Here is a 17,078-nt window from a genome sequence, read left to right on the forward strand (position 1 = left end):
TAGGTAGGGAACATTCCTATAACACTAAGAGCAATGTTCCATGCAAATGTAACATTTTATTTTTAAAGGGCTTTGCCCTCAAGGTCTAAAATAAACGCATATTCCTTTGCGGTTTCCTTTAAAGCCTCAAATCTACCCGATGCACCACCATGTCCTGCTTCCATATTGGTATCCAAAAACAAGAGGTTGTCATCGGTTTTATATTCCCGTAATTTAGCCACCCACTTGGCCGGTTCCCAATACTGCACCTGCGAATCGTGCAATCCGGTGGATACGTACATATTAGGATATTCCTTGGCCTCTACATTGTCATAAGGGGAATAGGATTTAATATAATCGTAATATTCCTTGTCATTGGGATTTCCCCATTCATCATATTCTCCGGTGGTCAATGGAATGGTGTCATCCAACATGGTGGTGACCACATCCACAAAAGGAACTCCCGCAATAACTCCGTGATACAGTTCTGGCGCCATATTAATAACGGCTCCCATTAAAAGTCCACCAGCAGAGCCCCCCATGGCGTACAAATGCTCGGGACTGGTGTATTTCTGGTCAATCAAATATTTGGAAACATCAACAAAATCGGTAAACGTATTCTTCTTATTGAACAGCTTTCCATCCTCGTACCAAGGCCTCCCCAAATATTCCCCACCACGAATATGGGCAATGGCATAGATAAATCCACGGTCCAACAAGCTCAATCGTATGGATGAAAAATAAGGGTCGATGGTAGCACCGTAAGAACCGTAACCATATTGCAATAACGGACTGGTTCCATCCAAGGGAGTGTCTTTATGATAGATTACCGAAATAGGGACTTTTTTACCATCCCTGGCAGTGGCCCACAAGCGCTCTGTTTTGTAATTATCCTTATTGAACTTACCTCCCAAAACCTCTTGCTGCTTCATAACGGTTTTGGTTTTGGTTTCCATATCAAAATCGATGATGGCGAACGGAACGCCCATTTCGTTGTAGTAATAGCGGAGTACTTTCGTGTCAAAATCTAAATTGACAGAGGGTCCAGCAACGTAAGTTTCACTATCAAAAGGTAAATAGTAACTATCGGAACCGTCCCATCTGGCTATCTTCATTTGATTGAGGCCATTGTTGCGCTCTGTAAGCACGTAATAATCCCTAAAAATCTCAACATCTTCCAACAAAACATCTTCCCGGTGCGGTATAAATTCTTCCCAATGCTCTGAGGAGGTATTGCTCTCATCGGTTTTCATCAACTTAAAGTTGGTGGCCTTGTCCTTATTGGTCAACACATAAAAATCACCTTCAAAATGTGATATGCCATACTCTACCCCCTTTTCTCGTGGGGAAAACACCCTAAATTCGCTCTCAGCATCGTCTGCATTCAAAATTCTATATTCCGATGTCAGCGTACTACTAGATCCAATTACGATATATTTTCTGGATTTGGTCTTGTAAACAAAGGTGTTGTAAGTAGAATCCTTTTCATGAAAAACCAATTCATCATCTTCTGAAGATGTTCCCAGTACGTGTTTAAAAATTTTATCGGAACGTAGGGTTACCGGGTCTTTTTTGGTATAGAATAGCGTGGTGTTATCGTTGGCCCAAACAGCGCTTCCCGTTGTATTCTCAATAATATCAGGGTAAATTTCACCTGATCTTAGGTTTTTAACCTGAATGTTGTACTGCCTTCTGGAAATGGTGTCCGTTCCAAAGGAAGCCATGGTATTGTCCGGACTTATGGAAACACCACGCAAGTTGAAGTATTCGTGGCCTTTGGCCATTTCGTTGCAATCGAACAACAATTCTTCTTCGGCATCCAAGCTTTCCTTTTTCCTGGAATATATGGGATACTCCTTGCCCTCTTCATAGCGGGTAATGTACCAATACCCATCCAATTTGTAAGGAACAGACGAATCATCTTCCTTGATCCTTCCCTTCATCTCCTTAAAAAGTTTCTCTTGAAACTCCTTGGTATGGGCGGTCATTTTTTGATAATATTCGTTCTCGGCGTTCAAATAATCAAGAACCTGTTGGTCTTCCCTATTGTTCATCCAGTAATAATCATCGATTCTAACATCTCCGTGTTTCTCTAGTTGGGTAGGATGTTTGGGTGCTACCGGGGGAGCTATACTCATGGATTCTTCTTTATTGTTTTTGCAAGCGGTCGCAAAAATAAGGCATAAAACCAGAATAGAAATTCTTGAAATAGAATGTTTCATAGATCGGTATTTTAGCCAATTTACTACTTTTGACCTTAAGTTTGATAAATATAGCCTGCTTACACGAGTTTTGTCACCCTGAACGCAGTGGAAGAGCAAAAAATCGTATCGACTGCGCTTGAAGTGAAAGACGAGCAAGAATCACATCTAAGAAAAATTAAAAAAATTGAAGTTATGTTTGGAGATCTTATGGGAATGATGGGTAAAATAAAAGAAACCCAAAAGAAGGTGGAAGCCACAAAGGAACGCTTGAACACCGTGATGATTGATGAAGAATCCTCCGATGGACTGCTCAAAGTGACGCTTACCGCGAACCGCGAAATAAAGTCCATTTATGTTGATGATTCGCTTTTGGATGATAAAGAGCAATTGGAAGACTACCTATTACTTACGATAAATAAAGCCATTGAAAAAGCTACCAAGGTAAACGAAGCTGAATTGGCAGCCGTAGCCAAAGAGGGTATGCCGAATATTCCCGGGATGGATGCTTTTATGAAGTAATGACTATGTCAGTTCGAGTGTTTCCGAAGTGTGAGCACGGAGGAAACGTATCGAGAACCTTTTTTCTGCAATCCTTTTTCACGACAAAGACCGATTCACTTCTCGATACATTTTTGGCTTCGCCAAAACCACTCGAAGTGACATTGTTGCTGTAATTTGTCAGTTCGAGTGTTTCTGCAGGAACGTATCGAGAACCTTTTTGTGCAACCGATTTTCTTGACAAAGACCGAATCACTTCTCGATACAATTTTGGCTTTGCCAAAACCACTCGAAGTGACATTGTAGTTATATTTAGTCAGTTTTCCGAAGTGCTTTGCACAAAGGAAATCCATCGATAACCCTTTTCTACAAACCACTCGAAGTGACATTGTTGCTGTAATTTGTCAGTTCGAGTGTTTCCGCAGGAAACGTATCGAGAACTGCTTATTTACTAAAATTTTTCTTGGATAAATTGGGAAGCTTGTCAAATTCACCTGCAATCAAGGCTTCTTTTTTCTTTTTGGACCATTTTTTTATCTGCTTTTCTGTTATAATAGCAGTATTGGGGTCGGAAAATTTACAATGGTATACCAGTTCAAGAGGTCTACGGGAATATGTGTAGCTGTCTCTATATTTTCCTTTTTGATGAGATTCCAATCTTCCCATTAAATCGGAAGTTATTCCTGTGTAATAAGTATTATCCGAACATTTTAAGATATAAACAAAGTAGCTTCTCATATGGATTGTCCATTGATTGATTTTTTGGTGAAATTTGGGTTTCACCAAAGTTACTCAAAATGGCAATTCAAATAAAATATGTCAGTTCGAGTGTTTCCGCAGGAAACGTATCGAAAACCTTTTTGTGCAACCGATTTTCTTGACAAAGACCGAATCACTTCCCGATACAATTTTGGCTTCGCCAAAACCACTCGAAGTGACATCACGACTCTATTTTGTCAGTTCGAGTGTTTTCTGAGTATTCTGAACGAGGAAAACGTATCGAGAACCTTTTTTCTGCAATCCATTTTCACGACAAAGACCGAATCACTTCTCGATACATTTTTGGCTCCGCCCAAACCACTCGAAATGACATTGTTGCTGTAATTTGTCAGTTCGAGTGTTTCCGCAGGAAACGTATCGAGAACCTTTTTGTGAGACCATTTTCTTGACAAAGACCGAATCACTTCCCGATACAATTTTGGCTTCGCCAAAACCACTCGAAGTGACATTAATTGTCAGTTCGAGTGCGAAGCGTATCGAGAACTACATGTTATTACCCAATACTTTTCAAAACTTTTAAGAAATGCTGATGCATCGCATCGGTATAGTTCAAATGGGTGACGATGCGTAATTTACCTTGCCCCATCCCAATGATGGACACCTGATTTTTGGTCAATTGCTCCAAAAAGGCTTCGGATGACATTTTGTTCTCATTTATTTCAAAAATGATGATATTGGTCTCGATGGGTTCCACTTTTTTAATGAAATCCAAAGATTGAAGCACCTCCCCTATTTCTTTGGCCTTTTTATGGTCTTTCGCCAATCGTTCCACATTATTTTCCAGTGCAAAGATGCCTGCTGCGGCCAAATAACCCGATTGACGCATACCACCTCCAAATATCTTTCGGATTCGTATTGCTTTGTCAATATCTTGTTTGCTGCCCACCAAAACGGACCCTACAGGACACCCCATGCCTTTGCTCAAACATACACTGATCGTATCGAACAATTTTCCGTAAGCTTTTGGGTCTTCGCCTTTTTTCACCAAGGCGTTCCATAGTCGGGCACCGTCCAAATGATATTTTAGATTGTGCTCATCACAGACTTTTCGGATTTTTTTCAACTCCTCAAAATCCCAACAGGCTCCACCGCCTTTGTTCGTAGTGTTTTCTATGCAAACCAATGAGGTCAATGGGCTGTGATAAAAATCAGGTGGGTTTATGGAGGCCTCCACTTGTTCGGCGGTCATCATCCCTCTGTCACCATCTACCAATTTACAGGAAACACCACTGTTGAAGCTGACGCCTCCCCCTTCGTAATTGTAGACGTGCGCATATTTATCACAAATCAACTGATCACCGGGATTGGTGTGAATTTTTATCGCCGTTTGATTGGTCATAGTGCCGCTTGGGAAAAATAGTGCGGCTTCCATACCAAAGTACTCGGCCACCTTGGCTTCCAATTCATTTACCGTAGGGTCATTTTTGAATACATCGTCCCCTACTTTCGCATTCATCATGGCCTCCAACATTCCCGTTGAAGGTCTTGTGACAGTGTCACTTATTAAATTTATCTCCATAAAAATATTTAGTCCATGCAGTCCATACCAATGGGCGAACCGTCCGGAATTGTGGAAACTGGAATAAGTTTGAATTCTGATGGTTTCTTCATAAAAGCATCGATTCGCTTTACCATTTCAGCAGAAATAGCATTTTTGCCATCGCTCAACAATTCCGTCTTCAAATCGTTCAACGCCTGGTTGGCAACAGCATTTACCTGTGGGTGCACCTTATTATGTGCAGCTAAGTTCATAATGTGGTAAAGTACTCTAAAATTGATGGTGTTTTGTACTTCTGCTTCGTAATCATCGCGATGAGAAAGGTCGAATGTACCCTTAATGGTTTCATCCAAAACTTCTTTTAAACCCATTTGACCCTTATCCAAACTTTTTTGCTGAATCAGTCTAGATGCGCGCTCTGGGTGCAACAACAACTCCAAGGTCATATCTGCAGCCGTTTCTGCAACCGAAAGGGCATCAAAACTTACACCTGTTCTTCCTTTAAAGGATTCTCTGGAGCGGCTAAAACCGATGGCTCTTGGCGGAAAAAGGTCTAATTTGTCCTTAGGAACCGCAATCACCTCGGCGTCCAGTGTTTTTAGAATGGATTCCATTGCTGCTTCTTGAACAGCTTGATCGACCGGTTTTACAGGTGTTTGACCACCATTTTTAACTGCATAATTGTAATCCAAGCCACCAATAACCTTGGAAACGGCCTCGGTCTGGTATCTGTGGAAGAAATACAGAGGAACAAAAACATCCTCTAAAATAGAATAGGCCTCACCTGTTCTGATATTATCTATAGAAAAGTTTTCAATGGCTTTTTCTCGTATTTCCAACATATTTTCCAATTCTTGGCTAGCACTTTTACCGTTGTCCCATAAATGTGCCAATACATGTGCTCCCCCTTTTGGGCGGGCATCTTGGTCGGAAATATAACGCAACCCGTCGTCTTGGGCTTTCTTTAAAATGGCATTCAATGCGTCTTGTTCATTAGTGCCATTGGGAAAGTCTGAATAGGCATAAGCCACGGTTACCTTGTCCCATTCACCTATACCAGTATCGTAGGCATTTTCAAAACTTATTTCGCCACCTTTCAACTCGAACTGTGGATGCGGGTAATCCATTACGGAAGCCCTATTATTGGTGCTTGCGGCAAAATTGTGGGCAAATCCGAGGGTATGTCCTATTTCGTGCGCAGAAAGCTGACGAATTCTAGCCAAGGCCAATTCCAACATAGGTTTGTAGTTATCGTCTCTTTCTTCAAAAGGCTGGTTCATTAATGCCTGGGCAATCATAAAATCCTGACGGATGCGAAGACTTCCCAAACTTACATGCCCTTTTAGGATTTCCCCGGTTCGTGGGTCAACAACACTGGCTCCATAGCTCCATCCTCTTGTGGAACGGTGTACCCATTGCACTACATTATAGCGAATATCGAGGGGGTCGGCATCGTCCGGAAGCATTTTCATTTGGAACGCATTTTTGTATCCGGCAGCTTCGAAAGCCTGGTTCCACCATTTACCGCCGTCCAATAAAGCCGAACGTACTGGTTCTGGGGTACCGTTGTCCAAATAATATACAATTGGTTCTACTGCTTCACTTACTTCGGCATTGGGATCCTTCTTTTTAAGACGGTGTCTTCTTATAAATCTTTTTACCAACGATTCTTCTACCGGGGTTGCATAATCATAATAGGAGAAGGGGTATCCTCCACTTCGTGGGTCGTACAGCCTCTTCTCAAAATTATCGTCCGGAAGCGCTATCAATGAATGGTGCTGGGCCACGGTCACCAAACTTGCTGTTGGGGAGACCGAACGAATCCATGCGCCCTCTGGTTCCCCTTTAAAGGTAAGGGTTACATCAAACTCCACATTTTTGGGAAATGCTTTGGTACGGTCAAACGCCAAAGCACTTTTGGATTTATCCAAGCTGTAAGATCCTTGCTTTGCACGTTTCAATCTATTGGAAACCCCGTGGGCATCCCGCATTAAAAAATCAGTAAAATCTATAAGATAACTGCCCTTGGATTCCTCTTCAATTTTAAACCCTTCCAATATAGATTTGGCGAAGGCCTGTTCTACGGATTTGCTTTCAAGTTCGTTGTCGGTAATGGCCCTAAATTCAAGATTGGGCTGTACTAAAAGCAATTTAGTTCCCGCTTTGCGGAAAAAAACCACTTGCTCGTTGCCCAGCTGTCCGCGATCAAGGCCAATATCGTTACTGCCAATGCCACTGCTTAGGGCATATACGTATAGAAACTCCTTTTCAAGCTCATCCACCTGAAGGTAAATTTTGTCGGTTGAATCATCATAGAAAAAATTGAAGTAACCGTTGAACTTCTGAAAGTCTTTGGTCTTCTCAAAGGTTTGTGCTCCCAACGAAGCGCAAACAAAATAAAACAAAGTGATGAGGGTAGTTGTGTTCTTCATAATCTGGTTGAAATATTGTTCCTAAAAATATGGAATTCATTTTTAATAATCGATAGCCAAAAGCTATAACTGGATGTAAAACTCAAATTGATAAAATTGATTCGTGAATTTTACATATTTTTATTTTAACCCTATTATTTTGATGTGATTATTTTAATAATAGTATTCTACTTTACCTAAGGTAATCTGCGGAAAGAAACTTATTTTTACCCAAAATATTATATATGGTAACTACAGATCATCAGAAAGATCTTATTGAGCGCCTTGGTGCGTTAAGGAGGTATCTTTGACATTGATGCCAAACGCATTGAAATAGAGAACGAGGAAGAAAAAACCCTCGCTCCCGGTTTTTGGGACAACCCACAAGAAGCGCAAAAGCAAATGCAATCCATCAAATTCAAGAAAAATTGGGTGGAAGATTTTGAGGAGGCCAAAACTTTGGTCGGCGACCTTGAAGTGCTCCTTGAGTTTCAACAGGCAGGTGAGGTTTCCGAAGAGGAAGTAACAAAACAATTTGACAAAGCCCAGCTGGCGATTGAAAAGCTGGAGTTCCGCAATATGCTTTCGGACGAAGGCGACGAACTTACAGCCGTTCTTCAGATAACGGCAGGTGCCGGAGGTACGGAAAGTTGCGATTGGGCATCCATGCTTATGCGTATGTATATGATGTGGGCCGAAAAAAACGGCTACAAAATAAAAGAGCTCAATTACCAAGCAGGCGACGTGGCCGGAATCAAAACCGTTACCTTGGAAATTGAAGGCGAATATGCCTTTGGTTGGCTTAAAGGTGAAAATGGGGTGCACCGTTTGGTGCGCATCTCTCCTTTTGATAGCAATGCCAAAAGGCATACCTCGTTCGCCTCGGTTTATGTGTATCCGCTGGTGGACGACAGCATCGAAATTGAGGTAAATCCGTCAGATATTGAGATTACAACAGCCCGTTCCAGTGGCGCTGGAGGACAAAATGTGAACAAGGTAGAAACCAAGGTGCAGTTGGTACATAAGCCCACGGGAATCCAAATATCCTGTTCCGATTCCCGTTCACAGCACGATAATAGGGCCACGGCCATGAAAATGCTGAAGTCACAGTTATATGAAATAGAACTTCGCAAAAAGCAAGAGGCCCGAGCCGAAATAGAATCCTCGAAAATGAAGATTGAATGGGGTTCACAAATCCGTAACTACGTGATGCATCCTTATAAATTGGTGAAAGATGTGCGCACAGGTGAAGAAACCGGGAATGTGGATGCTGTAATGGACGGTGATTTGGACGCGTTTTTAAAAGCCTATCTTATGATGATGGGACAAAAAGAAGAACAAGAATAAAAATCGAAATAATCATGATTAAAATATACCACAACCCGCGATGCAGAAAATCCAGGGAAGGATTGGCGATTTTGGAAAAATCGGGGAAGGAATTTGAAGTTGTGAAATACTTGGACGATATTCCCAGTAAAGAGGATTTAAAAACTTTAATTGAATATTTGGGGATATCCCCAATAGATCTGGTTCGTAAAACCGAAGCTATCTGGAAAGAAAAATTCAAGGGCAAAACCCTGACCGATGATGAGGTGATCACCGCGATGGCCGAAAACCCAAAATTGATAGAGCGCCCCATTGTGGTGAATGGAAAAAAAGCCGTGGTCGGTAGACCTCCTGAGTCTATTTCAAAGCTGTTATAATTCTGATAACCAATTAGATTTAACAGCGAATATCCCGACAAATTCAACCTAAACAGTATCTTTGAAGTATGAAAAGCAAGCAGACTCTCCTCTATATTAGTTTGTTGATGGGCATTTTGTTCATCAATGATATTTCGGCCCAATACGGTTATGGATCTCCATATGGCAATCGCAGTATGTACGGTAAGGGCCGTACCTCCATACCGCAAGCACAACCAGTGGACAGCCAAAAAGATGAAACCCCGCCAACAGCAGAGGAACTTGTGGACGAGCAAATGCCGGCCATCTCCGAAGCCATCGGATTGGACCCATTTGAGCAAGCGGTGGTGCGTACCTCATTGATACAATCCGTTCAACAACGAATAGAGCTCCAGATATTGCAGTTGGAACCTCTTAAGATGAAAGAGGAAGTCGAGAAAATAAAACGTCGACAAGACGAAGAATTAAAGGCCGGTCTGCCCGAAGACAAGTACGAAGCCTTTATGGAACTCCAAGAAAATCAATTTAAGGCCAAAAAGAAAAAGAAGAAGAAAAAGAAGAAGAACAAGGATTAACAATTCTTTAAGGTCATTCGCAGGTTCAATTACGTTGTTGGGGGATTAATATTTCCTCTCCTCCTTTTTTCCTCCACTTTTGCAACGTAAAAATCAAACTATGCAAAAGATAATACTTCCGTTGCTGCTATTGACCTTGGCAACTTATCAAGGAGTAGCGCAACAGAACCAAAAACCCATTTCTATTTCGGGAACAGTAATCGATTCGGAGTCAGGACAACCACTGGAATATGCAACTTTCGTGTTGCAAAATGCTGATAATCCAGACCAAGTAACGGGTGGAATTACCGACCTCTCCGGTGAGTTTGAAGTTGAAACTGCACCTGGTACTTATAATATCCGCGTAGAGTTCATTTCCTACAAAACATACTCACAAAAAAATCAAACCTATAATTCGGACACCGATTTGGGCTCCATCTCCTTATCTCCAGATGTTGCCCAACTTGCAGAAGTTGAGGTTGTGGGAGAAAAAACGACCGTTGAGGTACGTTTGGACAAGAAAATCTACAACATTGGTAAAGATTTAACCACTAGCGGGGCAACCATCAGTGATGCCTTGAGCAATGTGCCTTCGGTCAATGTTGATGTCGATGGCGCCATCAGTCTCCGTGGAAACGAAAATGTTCGTATCCTCATCAATGGTAGGCCTTCCGCACTCGCTGGTTTTGGATCTACGGAAGCCCTTCAACAATTGCCGGCCGATGCCATAGAAAAAGTTGAGGTCATCACCAGTCCCTCCGCTCGATATGATGCCGAAGGAACAGCTGGTATTTTGAACATTGTCTTAAAAAGGGAGAAGACCCTTGGATTCAATGGTTCCATCAATATGTTTGGGGGTCACCCAACCAATGGCGGCATAACCGTGAATACCAACCTAAGGACCGACAAGTTTAACTTTTTTACCACGATCGGATATCGATATAGAGAAGGTCCTGGTAATGGTTTTTTTGACACCAGGTATTTTGAACCAAGACAGGATGCTTTTTTGGACAGTATTGCCTATGACAGAAATATAGAGGATAGAAATTATGACCGAATAAATCGTGGTATCAATGCCAACTTTGGAGTGGAGTATTTCTTTAATGAACAATCGTCCATTACCGGGTCATATTTTTATAGAGGTGGAAGTGACGAAGATTTAACCACAAACGTCAACGATTATCTATTGAACAACAATCCACAGGTAGGTACAACAAGGAGTGAGCTAGAAACGGAGAAGGATAAGACACATCAAGTTTCGCTTAACTATATCAATCGATTTGACGATGATGGACATGTGTTAACAGCAGATGCACAATATGCCGTGGATACCGAAACTCAAGAAGGTTTTATATCAGAACCCGTCCGCTACAATAATACTGACAATACGGATATTAACATTCCAAGGGAACAAACTTCCGAAACACAAGATCAAACGGAATATTTAATCCAAAGTGATTATGTGCTACCGCTTGGTGAAGACTCACAATTTGAAGCGGGATATCGAGGGAACTTTGAAAATGAAGTAACAGATTACCGACTACTGCAGGAAAATGCAAGTGGAATTCTTGAGCTCAATGTGAATCAGACCAATGTTTTTGATTTTACCCAAAACGTGCACGCTCTATATTCACAATATGGGTCAAAATTTGGTGATTTCAACTTTCTTTTGGGCCTAAGAATGGAAAGCACCCAGTTAAAGGGTCAAATAGAATCCGAACTTACCGAAGAGGAACTGCAGGAAGAATTTTCATTTCCCATAGATACAGATTTTGATAATACCTATACGGGGCTCTTTCCTACCGTAAACCTGATTTATGAATTTGATGAAAGAGAAAATGTTTCTTTAGGGTACAACAGAAGAATCAATCGTCCTCGGAGCTGGTTTTTAAATCCTTTCCCATCACGAAGCAGTAGAACCAATATTTTTCAAGGTAATCCCAACCTGCGACCCGCATTTTCCAATGCATTTGACTTGGGTTACCTAAAGCGATGGGATAAACTTACTTTGACTTCATCCGTGTATTATCAAAGGGAGACGGATGCATTTCAAAGGGTACAGGAGCAGGTGTTCATTACTGGACCCGGCGGCTCGCAAGTAGAGGTAATCAGAAACATTCCCTTTAACTTGGCAACAAACGACAGAACCGGTGCAGAACTGGGCCTATTGTACAATCCCACAAAGTGGCTACGAATCAACGGAAGTGTCAACTTTTTCAACTTCAGCCTTGATGGTGAATTCAATGGGGTGGACTATAGCCAATCCAACAATAGCTGGTTCGGACGTTTTAGTTCCAAAGTTTCATTGCCTTGGAAAATTGATTGGCAAACCAATGCCTTTTACCGAGGTGCATCCGATGAGGTTCAAGGTCGTTCGGCCGGAATTTTGTCAATCGACTTGGCCTTTAGTAAAGATTTATTGAATGATAATGCCACGATATCGTTGAACGTGCAAGACCTTTTGAATTCAAGAAAAAGAGACTCATTCACTACAACAGATTTTTTCGAGCAGGATAGTGAGTTTCAATGGAGACAACGCCAGTTGAGAGTTTCGTTCATCTATCGTATCAACGAACAAAAGAAACGTGATCGACAAAGAAATGGTGGTGAAGATTATGAGGAAGGACAATTTTAAAATTTAGAAAATCAGGTTCCCCCGAAACTTAACAACTAAAAAAGCAGCCAATTTGGCTGCTTTTTTTATGCTTTAAACTGAACTTGTATGTTTCTTGACTAATCGAGAAAAGTAATCAAACCAATCTTCGCAAATGTCGTAAAATAAAAAAGGAGCCAAATCGGCTCCTTTCTTCTATTTTTTATTGTTCTCTTTCGGCTCGTTTGGCCTCTTTTCTTTCTTTGAACATTTCCCTAAGGTTGCCAATCAACCAATATGGTACTACAAAGGTCAATAGGAATATCATCAACCAAAAACCGATTGTCAAAATTGTTAGAAAAGCTAAAAAACCTAAATATTGGTCAAATTCGAACATCTTTACTCCTTTTGTTTTAACAAAGATACTTTCTTCTTATCAAAAAAAACAAATACAGCACAAAAAAAATGTATTTACCACGATCAACTACCATATAAATGCCCTATATCCTACCTTTGTATTCAAAATTTTAAACTATGGGTTTTAGGATTGAAAAAGATACCATGGGCGAGGTAAAAGTACCCGCCGACAAATATTGGGGAGCACAAACAGAACGTTCCCGCAACAACTTTAAAATTGGTGCGCCGGCGTCCATGCCTTTGGATGTGGTCTACGGATTTGCCTATTTAAAAAAGGCCGCGGCCTATACCAACCACGAACTTGGTGTGCTGAGCCAAGAAAAGCGAGACTTGATCGCACAGGTTTGTGATGAAATACTCGATGGCAAGCACGATGACCAGTTTCCTTTGGTGATTTGGCAAACGGGTTCCGGTACACAGAGCAATATGAACGTCAACGAGGTGATTGCCAACCGCGCGCACGAAATCGCTGGCAAAAAGATTGGAGAGGGCGAAAAAACCATCCAGCCCAACGATGATGTGAACAAGAGTCAGTCTTCCAACGACACTTTTCCAACGGGAATGCATATTGCGGCCTACAAGAAGATTGTAGAGGTTACCATTCCCGGAGTGGAACAGTTGCGAAACACTTTACAGAAAAAATCCAAAGAGTTCAAGGATGTGGTAAAAATAGGTAGAACCCACCTGATGGATGCCACTCCCCTAACCTTGGGTCAAGAATTTTCGGGCTACGTTTCCCAATTGGACCACGGTTTAAAGGCTTTGAAAAACACCCTACCACATTTGAGCGAACTCGCACTTGGTGGGACCGCCGTAGGTACTGGTCTGAACACGCCAAAAGGCTACGATGTTCTGGTTGCAAAATATATTGCTGAATTTACAGGAAAACCTTTTGTGACGGCAGAAAACAAATTTGAAGCATTGGCAGCACACGATGCCATTGTGGAAAGCCACGGCGCTTTGAAGCAGTTGGCCGTTTCTTTGAACAAAATTGCCAATGATATTCGTATGATGGCTTCTGGGCCACGTTCTGGAATCGGTGAAATTATAATCCCCGCCAATGAGCCCGGTAGTTCCATTATGCCCGGGAAAGTAAACCCGACCCAAAGTGAAGCCTTGACCATGGTCTGCGCACAGGTTATGGGCAACGATGTGGCCATTAGTGTTGGAGGTACCCAGGGACATTATGAGCTTAATGTGTTTAAACCTGTAATGGCTACCAATATTTTGCAGTCTGCCCAACTGATTGGGGATGCATGTGTTAGCTTCGATGTAAACTGCGCTGCTGGCATTGAGCCAAACCACGAAACCATCAAAACGTTATTAAACAACTCTTTGATGCTGGTCACTGCGCTGAACACCAAGATTGGTTATTACAAAGCTGCGGAGATTGCCAATACAGCTCATAAAAACGGTACTACGCTTAAAGAAGAGGCCGTTAATCTTGGTTATGTTACCCCGGAAGAGTATGACGAGTGGGTAAAACCAGAAGATATGGTTGGGAGTCTTAAATAAGTGGATCAAACTTGTAAACCTGAGTTCAATTATTCGAAAGTTATGATTCAAAATCGTCAGTTTGAGTGATTTTAGGTGGTTGAGCCCTTTATCTATACTCTGGATAAACTAAAGTCGAAACCAGAGAAAATTGTACCTGCCTGCCGGCAGGCAGGTCGAAAACAACGATTTTGAGTCCGAAAATGCCACTTCTCGATACACTTCGCACTCGAAGTGACGGCATTTTCAAGGTCAAAAATAATAATCGAACTCAGGTTGGAAACACAAAAAATGCCCGTCCAAAATTGGACGGGCATTTTTATAATGGTGATAGTGTGTATTTATTATTTCAATTCGAAACTGGAAGTACCCAACAATTTCAATTTGCTGTCATAAACATTTACCATGTAGTTTCCATCTTGGAAATCTCCACTTGGCTTGTTTATGTAATCACATACATCCAAAGCATCGTTTTCGTAGTAAAAGTTAGTTCCTTTACTATATGTAAGAGAGCTTCCTTCTTCTGTAGTTTTAGTCAAACCTTCGCCTAGTACGTTACCTTGTGGGCCAAGAACTTCTATATAGAATTCTCTGTCACCAGCTTCGGCGATTACGTTATCGGCAATGGTAAAACAAACTTTAAATTTATCAGTAGCTCTGGCTCTTCTTGTAGATACCAATTTACCGCTGTTTCTTTCTTTGATGGCGTCAACACTGATAGTGCTCAAGTTAAGCGCAGAACCTTTTTCAACCGCATCGGCCAATTGTGTGTTCTGGATAATCAAAGAATCGTTGAATACGGTTTGTTCTTCCAATTCAGCAAAAGTGCTGTCTCTTTGCATGGCCAACAAGCTGTTGGATTGTGTTAAAGAATCAACCTGCTTCAATAGCTCTTCTCTTTCAGCTTTAAGAACGCTTACCTGCCTTCTGTAGCGGGATAGTGTAGCAATGTCAGCTTTCATAGCACTTACAGAATCGATATACTTTGCAATGTTGTCTCTAGCAGCAACCAATTCTTCGTTGGTGGCATTGCTTTCCAAAATTGCTTTGTCGTATTCAGATTTTAGGTTGTTCAAATCCTCAACAACCAATTCTTTCTCTTGCGTAAGCGCTTCTGTGGTAGCCTTTTTATCTTGATAAAGACTCACCGTGTAAATAATGGTTCCCAAAAGAACTACACCCAACAGACCTGCAATTACCTTCAATCCGTTATTGTTATTTTTTGTTTCAGTCATAACTTTTTGTTTTAATTGATTCTTTTTTAAAGTTATTAATCAATCGTGTTTGGTTTATATACGCATCAGATTTGAGTTTGGATTATTCGGATGAAAATAATCTTCACAAAAATTAGTATTCTGCCCATTATCCCCTATTTTTAGAAGGATTTAAAAAAAGAGTGGACCATGAAAAAAAATATACTTTTAACTGCAAGTGCTTTACTGATATTCCTCGTTTCCTGTAAACAGAAGGAAGAAAAGAAAGAAGAGACTGCCGAAGCGGAAGAAACTACTATGGAAGCAGAAGCTCCAGCAGCAGCCGAAATTATTCCCATTGAGCATGCCACTGCGGTAATCGAATGGAACGGCAATACCATATATATAGATCCCGTTGGGGGTAAAGCCGCTTTTGAAGGTCAAGAGTCGCCAGATATGATTTTTATTACCGATGTACACGGTGATCACTTTAATCCAGAAACATTAAATGAATTAAATCTTGAAAGTGTCCAGATTATTGCTCCTGATGCCGTGAAATTACAAATGGAGGAAAACTTATCTTCCAAAACAACTGCAATGAAAAATGGCGAGATTAAAGAAGTGGCTGGTTTCTCTGTAAAAGCAATTCCCATGTACAACCTACGTGAAGAAGCCAAAGACTTCCATGTAAAAGGAAGAGGAAATGGTTATGTTTTCACCTTTGGTGATGAACGCATCTATTTTTCAGGTGATACTGAAGATATTCCTGAAATGCGTGCTTTGGAAAATATTGATAAAGCTTTTATCTGTATGAACCTGCCCTATACCATGACCGTGGAAAGTGCTGCCGATGCCGTTTTGGAATTTAAGCCTAAGCAAGTGTATCCATATCATTTTCGGGGAAGACCTGAGGTAAGCGATGTGGAAAAATTCAAAACGATTGTAAACGAAGGGGATTCCAACATCGAAGTAGTACAGTTGGATTGGTATCCCAACGAAGAATATTAGGCCTATTGAAATAATACCGGTATTCTGTCGTTAGTACAACAAACTTAATAACCAAATCAAATACTTGAATATGGCTCCCAAATCCCATGTTTTTGTAGTGATGGCATTTCTTTTTGCCATACAAGCTACCTATTCCAATCAATGTGATAATTTTTATGCTAAAGTAACCTATGCCCTCAGCCATGGCAAAAAAGCTATGGATGCCACAAATTTTGAGCATCAGATGTACTATGCCGAAAGGGCTTTGACCGCTTTGGAAAAATCCGAAGCTTTTATGGCCGAATGCAGTTGCGACAAGGCCAAGAACAAAACCTTGGATGCCATGGAAACCCTGGACAAGGCCATAGAACCTGTTGACTGGGAAACTGGTAGGTTCTTTACCAAAAAAGCATTGGGCGAAATCAACGAGTTGATCACCATTATCGACCAATGTACCCTTGGAGCTTCAACCACATCATCCATAGCAACTACTGAGGCCACTTCTTACAATGAGGGAAGTGAAATTGAGGAAACGACGGAAACTGCCACCGTAGAATCCATGGAACTGGAAATGATCAAAGTGTTCGAAAAGCACGCTGATGACAAGCTTCAATCCGCAGAACAAGCCATTAGTCAATTAGTAGAGCTATCCAACTCCATAGGTTCAACACCTGATGGAAATCAAGACCCTAACAGTCTGGCTGCACACCAAAAAGCTTACTTGGAAAAAGCCAAAAAACTATTGGAGGAAGGTATCAAAAATCTCGGTGGAGAAGAATAATTCCTCT

At 41.3% G+C, this 17,078-nt stretch carries 13 protein-coding genes; 8 read left to right on the forward strand and 5 right to left on the reverse strand.

The window, feature by feature from the left end:
- Positions 1 to 62 precede the first annotated feature (62 nt).
- Entirely contained in the window at positions 63 to 2,201 is a 2,139-nt protein-coding gene (locus J4E06_RS08745; RefSeq protein WP_349523657.1) for a S9 family peptidase, read from the reverse strand.
- A 174-nt stretch (positions 2,202 to 2,375) separates the two neighbouring features.
- Here J4E06_RS08745 and J4E06_RS08750 point away from each other — a divergent pair, with 174 nt between their 5' ends.
- Positions 2,376 to 2,702 (forward strand): YbaB/EbfC family nucleoid-associated protein, encoded by a 327-nt coding sequence (locus J4E06_RS08750; RefSeq protein ID WP_062787423.1) that lies wholly within the window; start codon positions 2,376 to 2,378, stop codon positions 2,700 to 2,702.
- A 423-nt stretch (positions 2,703 to 3,125) separates the two neighbouring features.
- Here J4E06_RS08750 and J4E06_RS08755 read toward each other — a convergent pair whose 3' ends face one another.
- The 3 genes from J4E06_RS08755 to J4E06_RS08765 all read right to left on the reverse strand — a co-directional run bounded on the left by J4E06_RS08755 (position 3,126) and on the right by J4E06_RS08765 (position 7,391).
- Entirely contained in the window at positions 3,126 to 3,419 is a 294-nt protein-coding gene (locus tag J4E06_RS08755) for a GIY-YIG nuclease family protein (protein ID WP_349523658.1), read from the reverse strand.
- A gap of 535 nt (positions 3,420 to 3,954) precedes the next feature.
- Entirely contained in the window at positions 3,955 to 4,980 is a 1,026-nt protein-coding gene (locus J4E06_RS08760) for a threonine aldolase family protein (protein ID WP_349523659.1), read from the reverse strand.
- Positions 4,981 to 4,988: 8 nt separating this feature from the next.
- Complete coding sequence (locus tag J4E06_RS08765; protein WP_349523660.1) at positions 4,989 to 7,391, reverse strand: zinc-dependent metalloprotease; 2,403 nt, start codon at positions 7,389 to 7,391, stop codon at positions 4,989 to 4,991.
- Positions 7,392 to 7,615: 224 nt separating this feature from the next.
- On the opposite strand from J4E06_RS08765, the gene prfB reads away from it, so the two are divergent.
- From prfB to fumC, 5 genes are all read left to right on the forward strand, one after another.
- Positions 7,616 to 8,717 (forward strand): peptide chain release factor 2 gene (gene prfB, locus J4E06_RS08770; protein ID WP_349523661.1). Its coding sequence is split into 2 segments (ribosomal slippage): positions 7,616 to 7,678 and positions 7,680 to 8,717, totalling 1,101 coding nucleotides; the frame shifts between segments, so codons are not numbered across the junction.
- A gap of 14 nt (positions 8,718 to 8,731) precedes the next feature.
- Positions 8,732 to 9,073: an arsenate reductase (glutaredoxin) gene (gene arsC, locus J4E06_RS08775; RefSeq protein ID WP_349523662.1), complete on the forward strand. Its 342-nt coding sequence runs from the start codon at positions 8,732 to 8,734 to the stop codon at positions 9,071 to 9,073.
- A gap of 68 nt (positions 9,074 to 9,141) precedes the next feature.
- A complete protein-coding gene (locus J4E06_RS08780; RefSeq protein ID WP_349523663.1) occupies positions 9,142 to 9,627 on the forward strand; it encodes a hypothetical protein in 486 nt (161 codons plus the stop codon).
- Between the two features lie 100 nt (positions 9,628 to 9,727).
- Complete coding sequence (locus J4E06_RS08785; RefSeq protein ID WP_349523664.1) at positions 9,728 to 12,241, forward strand: TonB-dependent receptor; 2,514 nt, start codon at positions 9,728 to 9,730, stop codon at positions 12,239 to 12,241.
- 492 nt (positions 12,242 to 12,733) lie between these two features.
- A complete protein-coding gene (fumC, locus tag J4E06_RS08790) occupies positions 12,734 to 14,131 on the forward strand; it encodes a class II fumarate hydratase (RefSeq protein WP_349523665.1) in 1,398 nt (465 codons plus the stop codon).
- A gap of 323 nt (positions 14,132 to 14,454) precedes the next feature.
- On the opposite strand, the gene J4E06_RS08795 is transcribed toward fumC, so the two are convergent.
- Positions 14,455 to 15,345 (reverse strand): DUF8428 domain-containing protein, encoded by an 891-nt coding sequence (locus J4E06_RS08795; RefSeq protein ID WP_349523666.1) that lies wholly within the window; start codon positions 15,343 to 15,345, stop codon positions 14,455 to 14,457.
- A 168-nt stretch (positions 15,346 to 15,513) separates the two neighbouring features.
- On the opposite strand from J4E06_RS08795, the gene J4E06_RS08800 reads away from it, so the two are divergent.
- Positions 15,514 to 16,311 (forward strand): MBL fold metallo-hydrolase, encoded by a 798-nt coding sequence (locus J4E06_RS08800; protein ID WP_349523667.1) that lies wholly within the window; start codon positions 15,514 to 15,516, stop codon positions 16,309 to 16,311.
- 70 nt (positions 16,312 to 16,381) lie between these two features.
- Positions 16,382 to 17,071 carry a hypothetical protein gene (locus tag J4E06_RS08805; protein WP_349523668.1) on the forward strand — a complete coding sequence of 230 codons (690 nt, stop codon included), beginning with the start codon at positions 16,382 to 16,384 and terminating at the stop codon, positions 17,069 to 17,071.
- Positions 17,072 to 17,078: the final 7 nt, after the last annotated feature.

Origin of the sequence: Allomuricauda sp. NFXS6 (assembly GCF_040148835.1) — a bacterium.
Classification (GTDB): domain Bacteria; phylum Bacteroidota; class Bacteroidia; order Flavobacteriales; family Flavobacteriaceae; genus Flagellimonas.

What these genes read in the sequence shown, in the direction of transcription:
- J4E06_RS08765 (WP_349523660.1), bottom strand. Translation starts at nt 7,391, where the DNA reads ATGAAGAACACAACTACCCTCATCACTTTGTTTTATTTTGTTTGCGCT.
- J4E06_RS08785 (WP_349523664.1), top strand. Translation starts at nt 9,728, where the DNA reads ATGCAAAAGATAATACTTCCGTTGCTGCTATTGACCTTGGCAACTTAT.
- J4E06_RS08745 (WP_349523657.1), bottom strand. Translation starts at nt 2,201, where the DNA reads ATGAAACATTCTATTTCAAGAATTTCTATTCTGGTTTTATGCCTTATT.
- arsC (WP_349523662.1), top strand. Translation starts at nt 8,732, where the DNA reads ATGATTAAAATATACCACAACCCGCGATGCAGAAAATCCAGGGAAGGA.
- J4E06_RS08800 (WP_349523667.1), top strand. Translation starts at nt 15,514, where the DNA reads ATGAAAAAAAATATACTTTTAACTGCAAGTGCTTTACTGATATTCCTC.
- fumC (WP_349523665.1), top strand. Translation starts at nt 12,734, where the DNA reads ATGGGTTTTAGGATTGAAAAAGATACCATGGGCGAGGTAAAAGTACCC.
- J4E06_RS08780 (WP_349523663.1), top strand. Translation starts at nt 9,142, where the DNA reads ATGAAAAGCAAGCAGACTCTCCTCTATATTAGTTTGTTGATGGGCATT.
- J4E06_RS08755 (WP_349523658.1), bottom strand. Translation starts at nt 3,419, where the DNA reads ATGAGAAGCTACTTTGTTTATATCTTAAAATGTTCGGATAATACTTAT.
- J4E06_RS08795 (WP_349523666.1), bottom strand. Translation starts at nt 15,345, where the DNA reads ATGACTGAAACAAAAAATAACAATAACGGATTGAAGGTAATTGCAGGT.
- J4E06_RS08750 (WP_062787423.1), top strand. Translation starts at nt 2,376, where the DNA reads ATGTTTGGAGATCTTATGGGAATGATGGGTAAAATAAAAGAAACCCAA.
- J4E06_RS08760 (WP_349523659.1), bottom strand. Translation starts at nt 4,980, where the DNA reads ATGGAGATAAATTTAATAAGTGACACTGTCACAAGACCTTCAACGGGA.
- J4E06_RS08805 (WP_349523668.1), top strand. Translation starts at nt 16,382, where the DNA reads ATGGCTCCCAAATCCCATGTTTTTGTAGTGATGGCATTTCTTTTTGCC.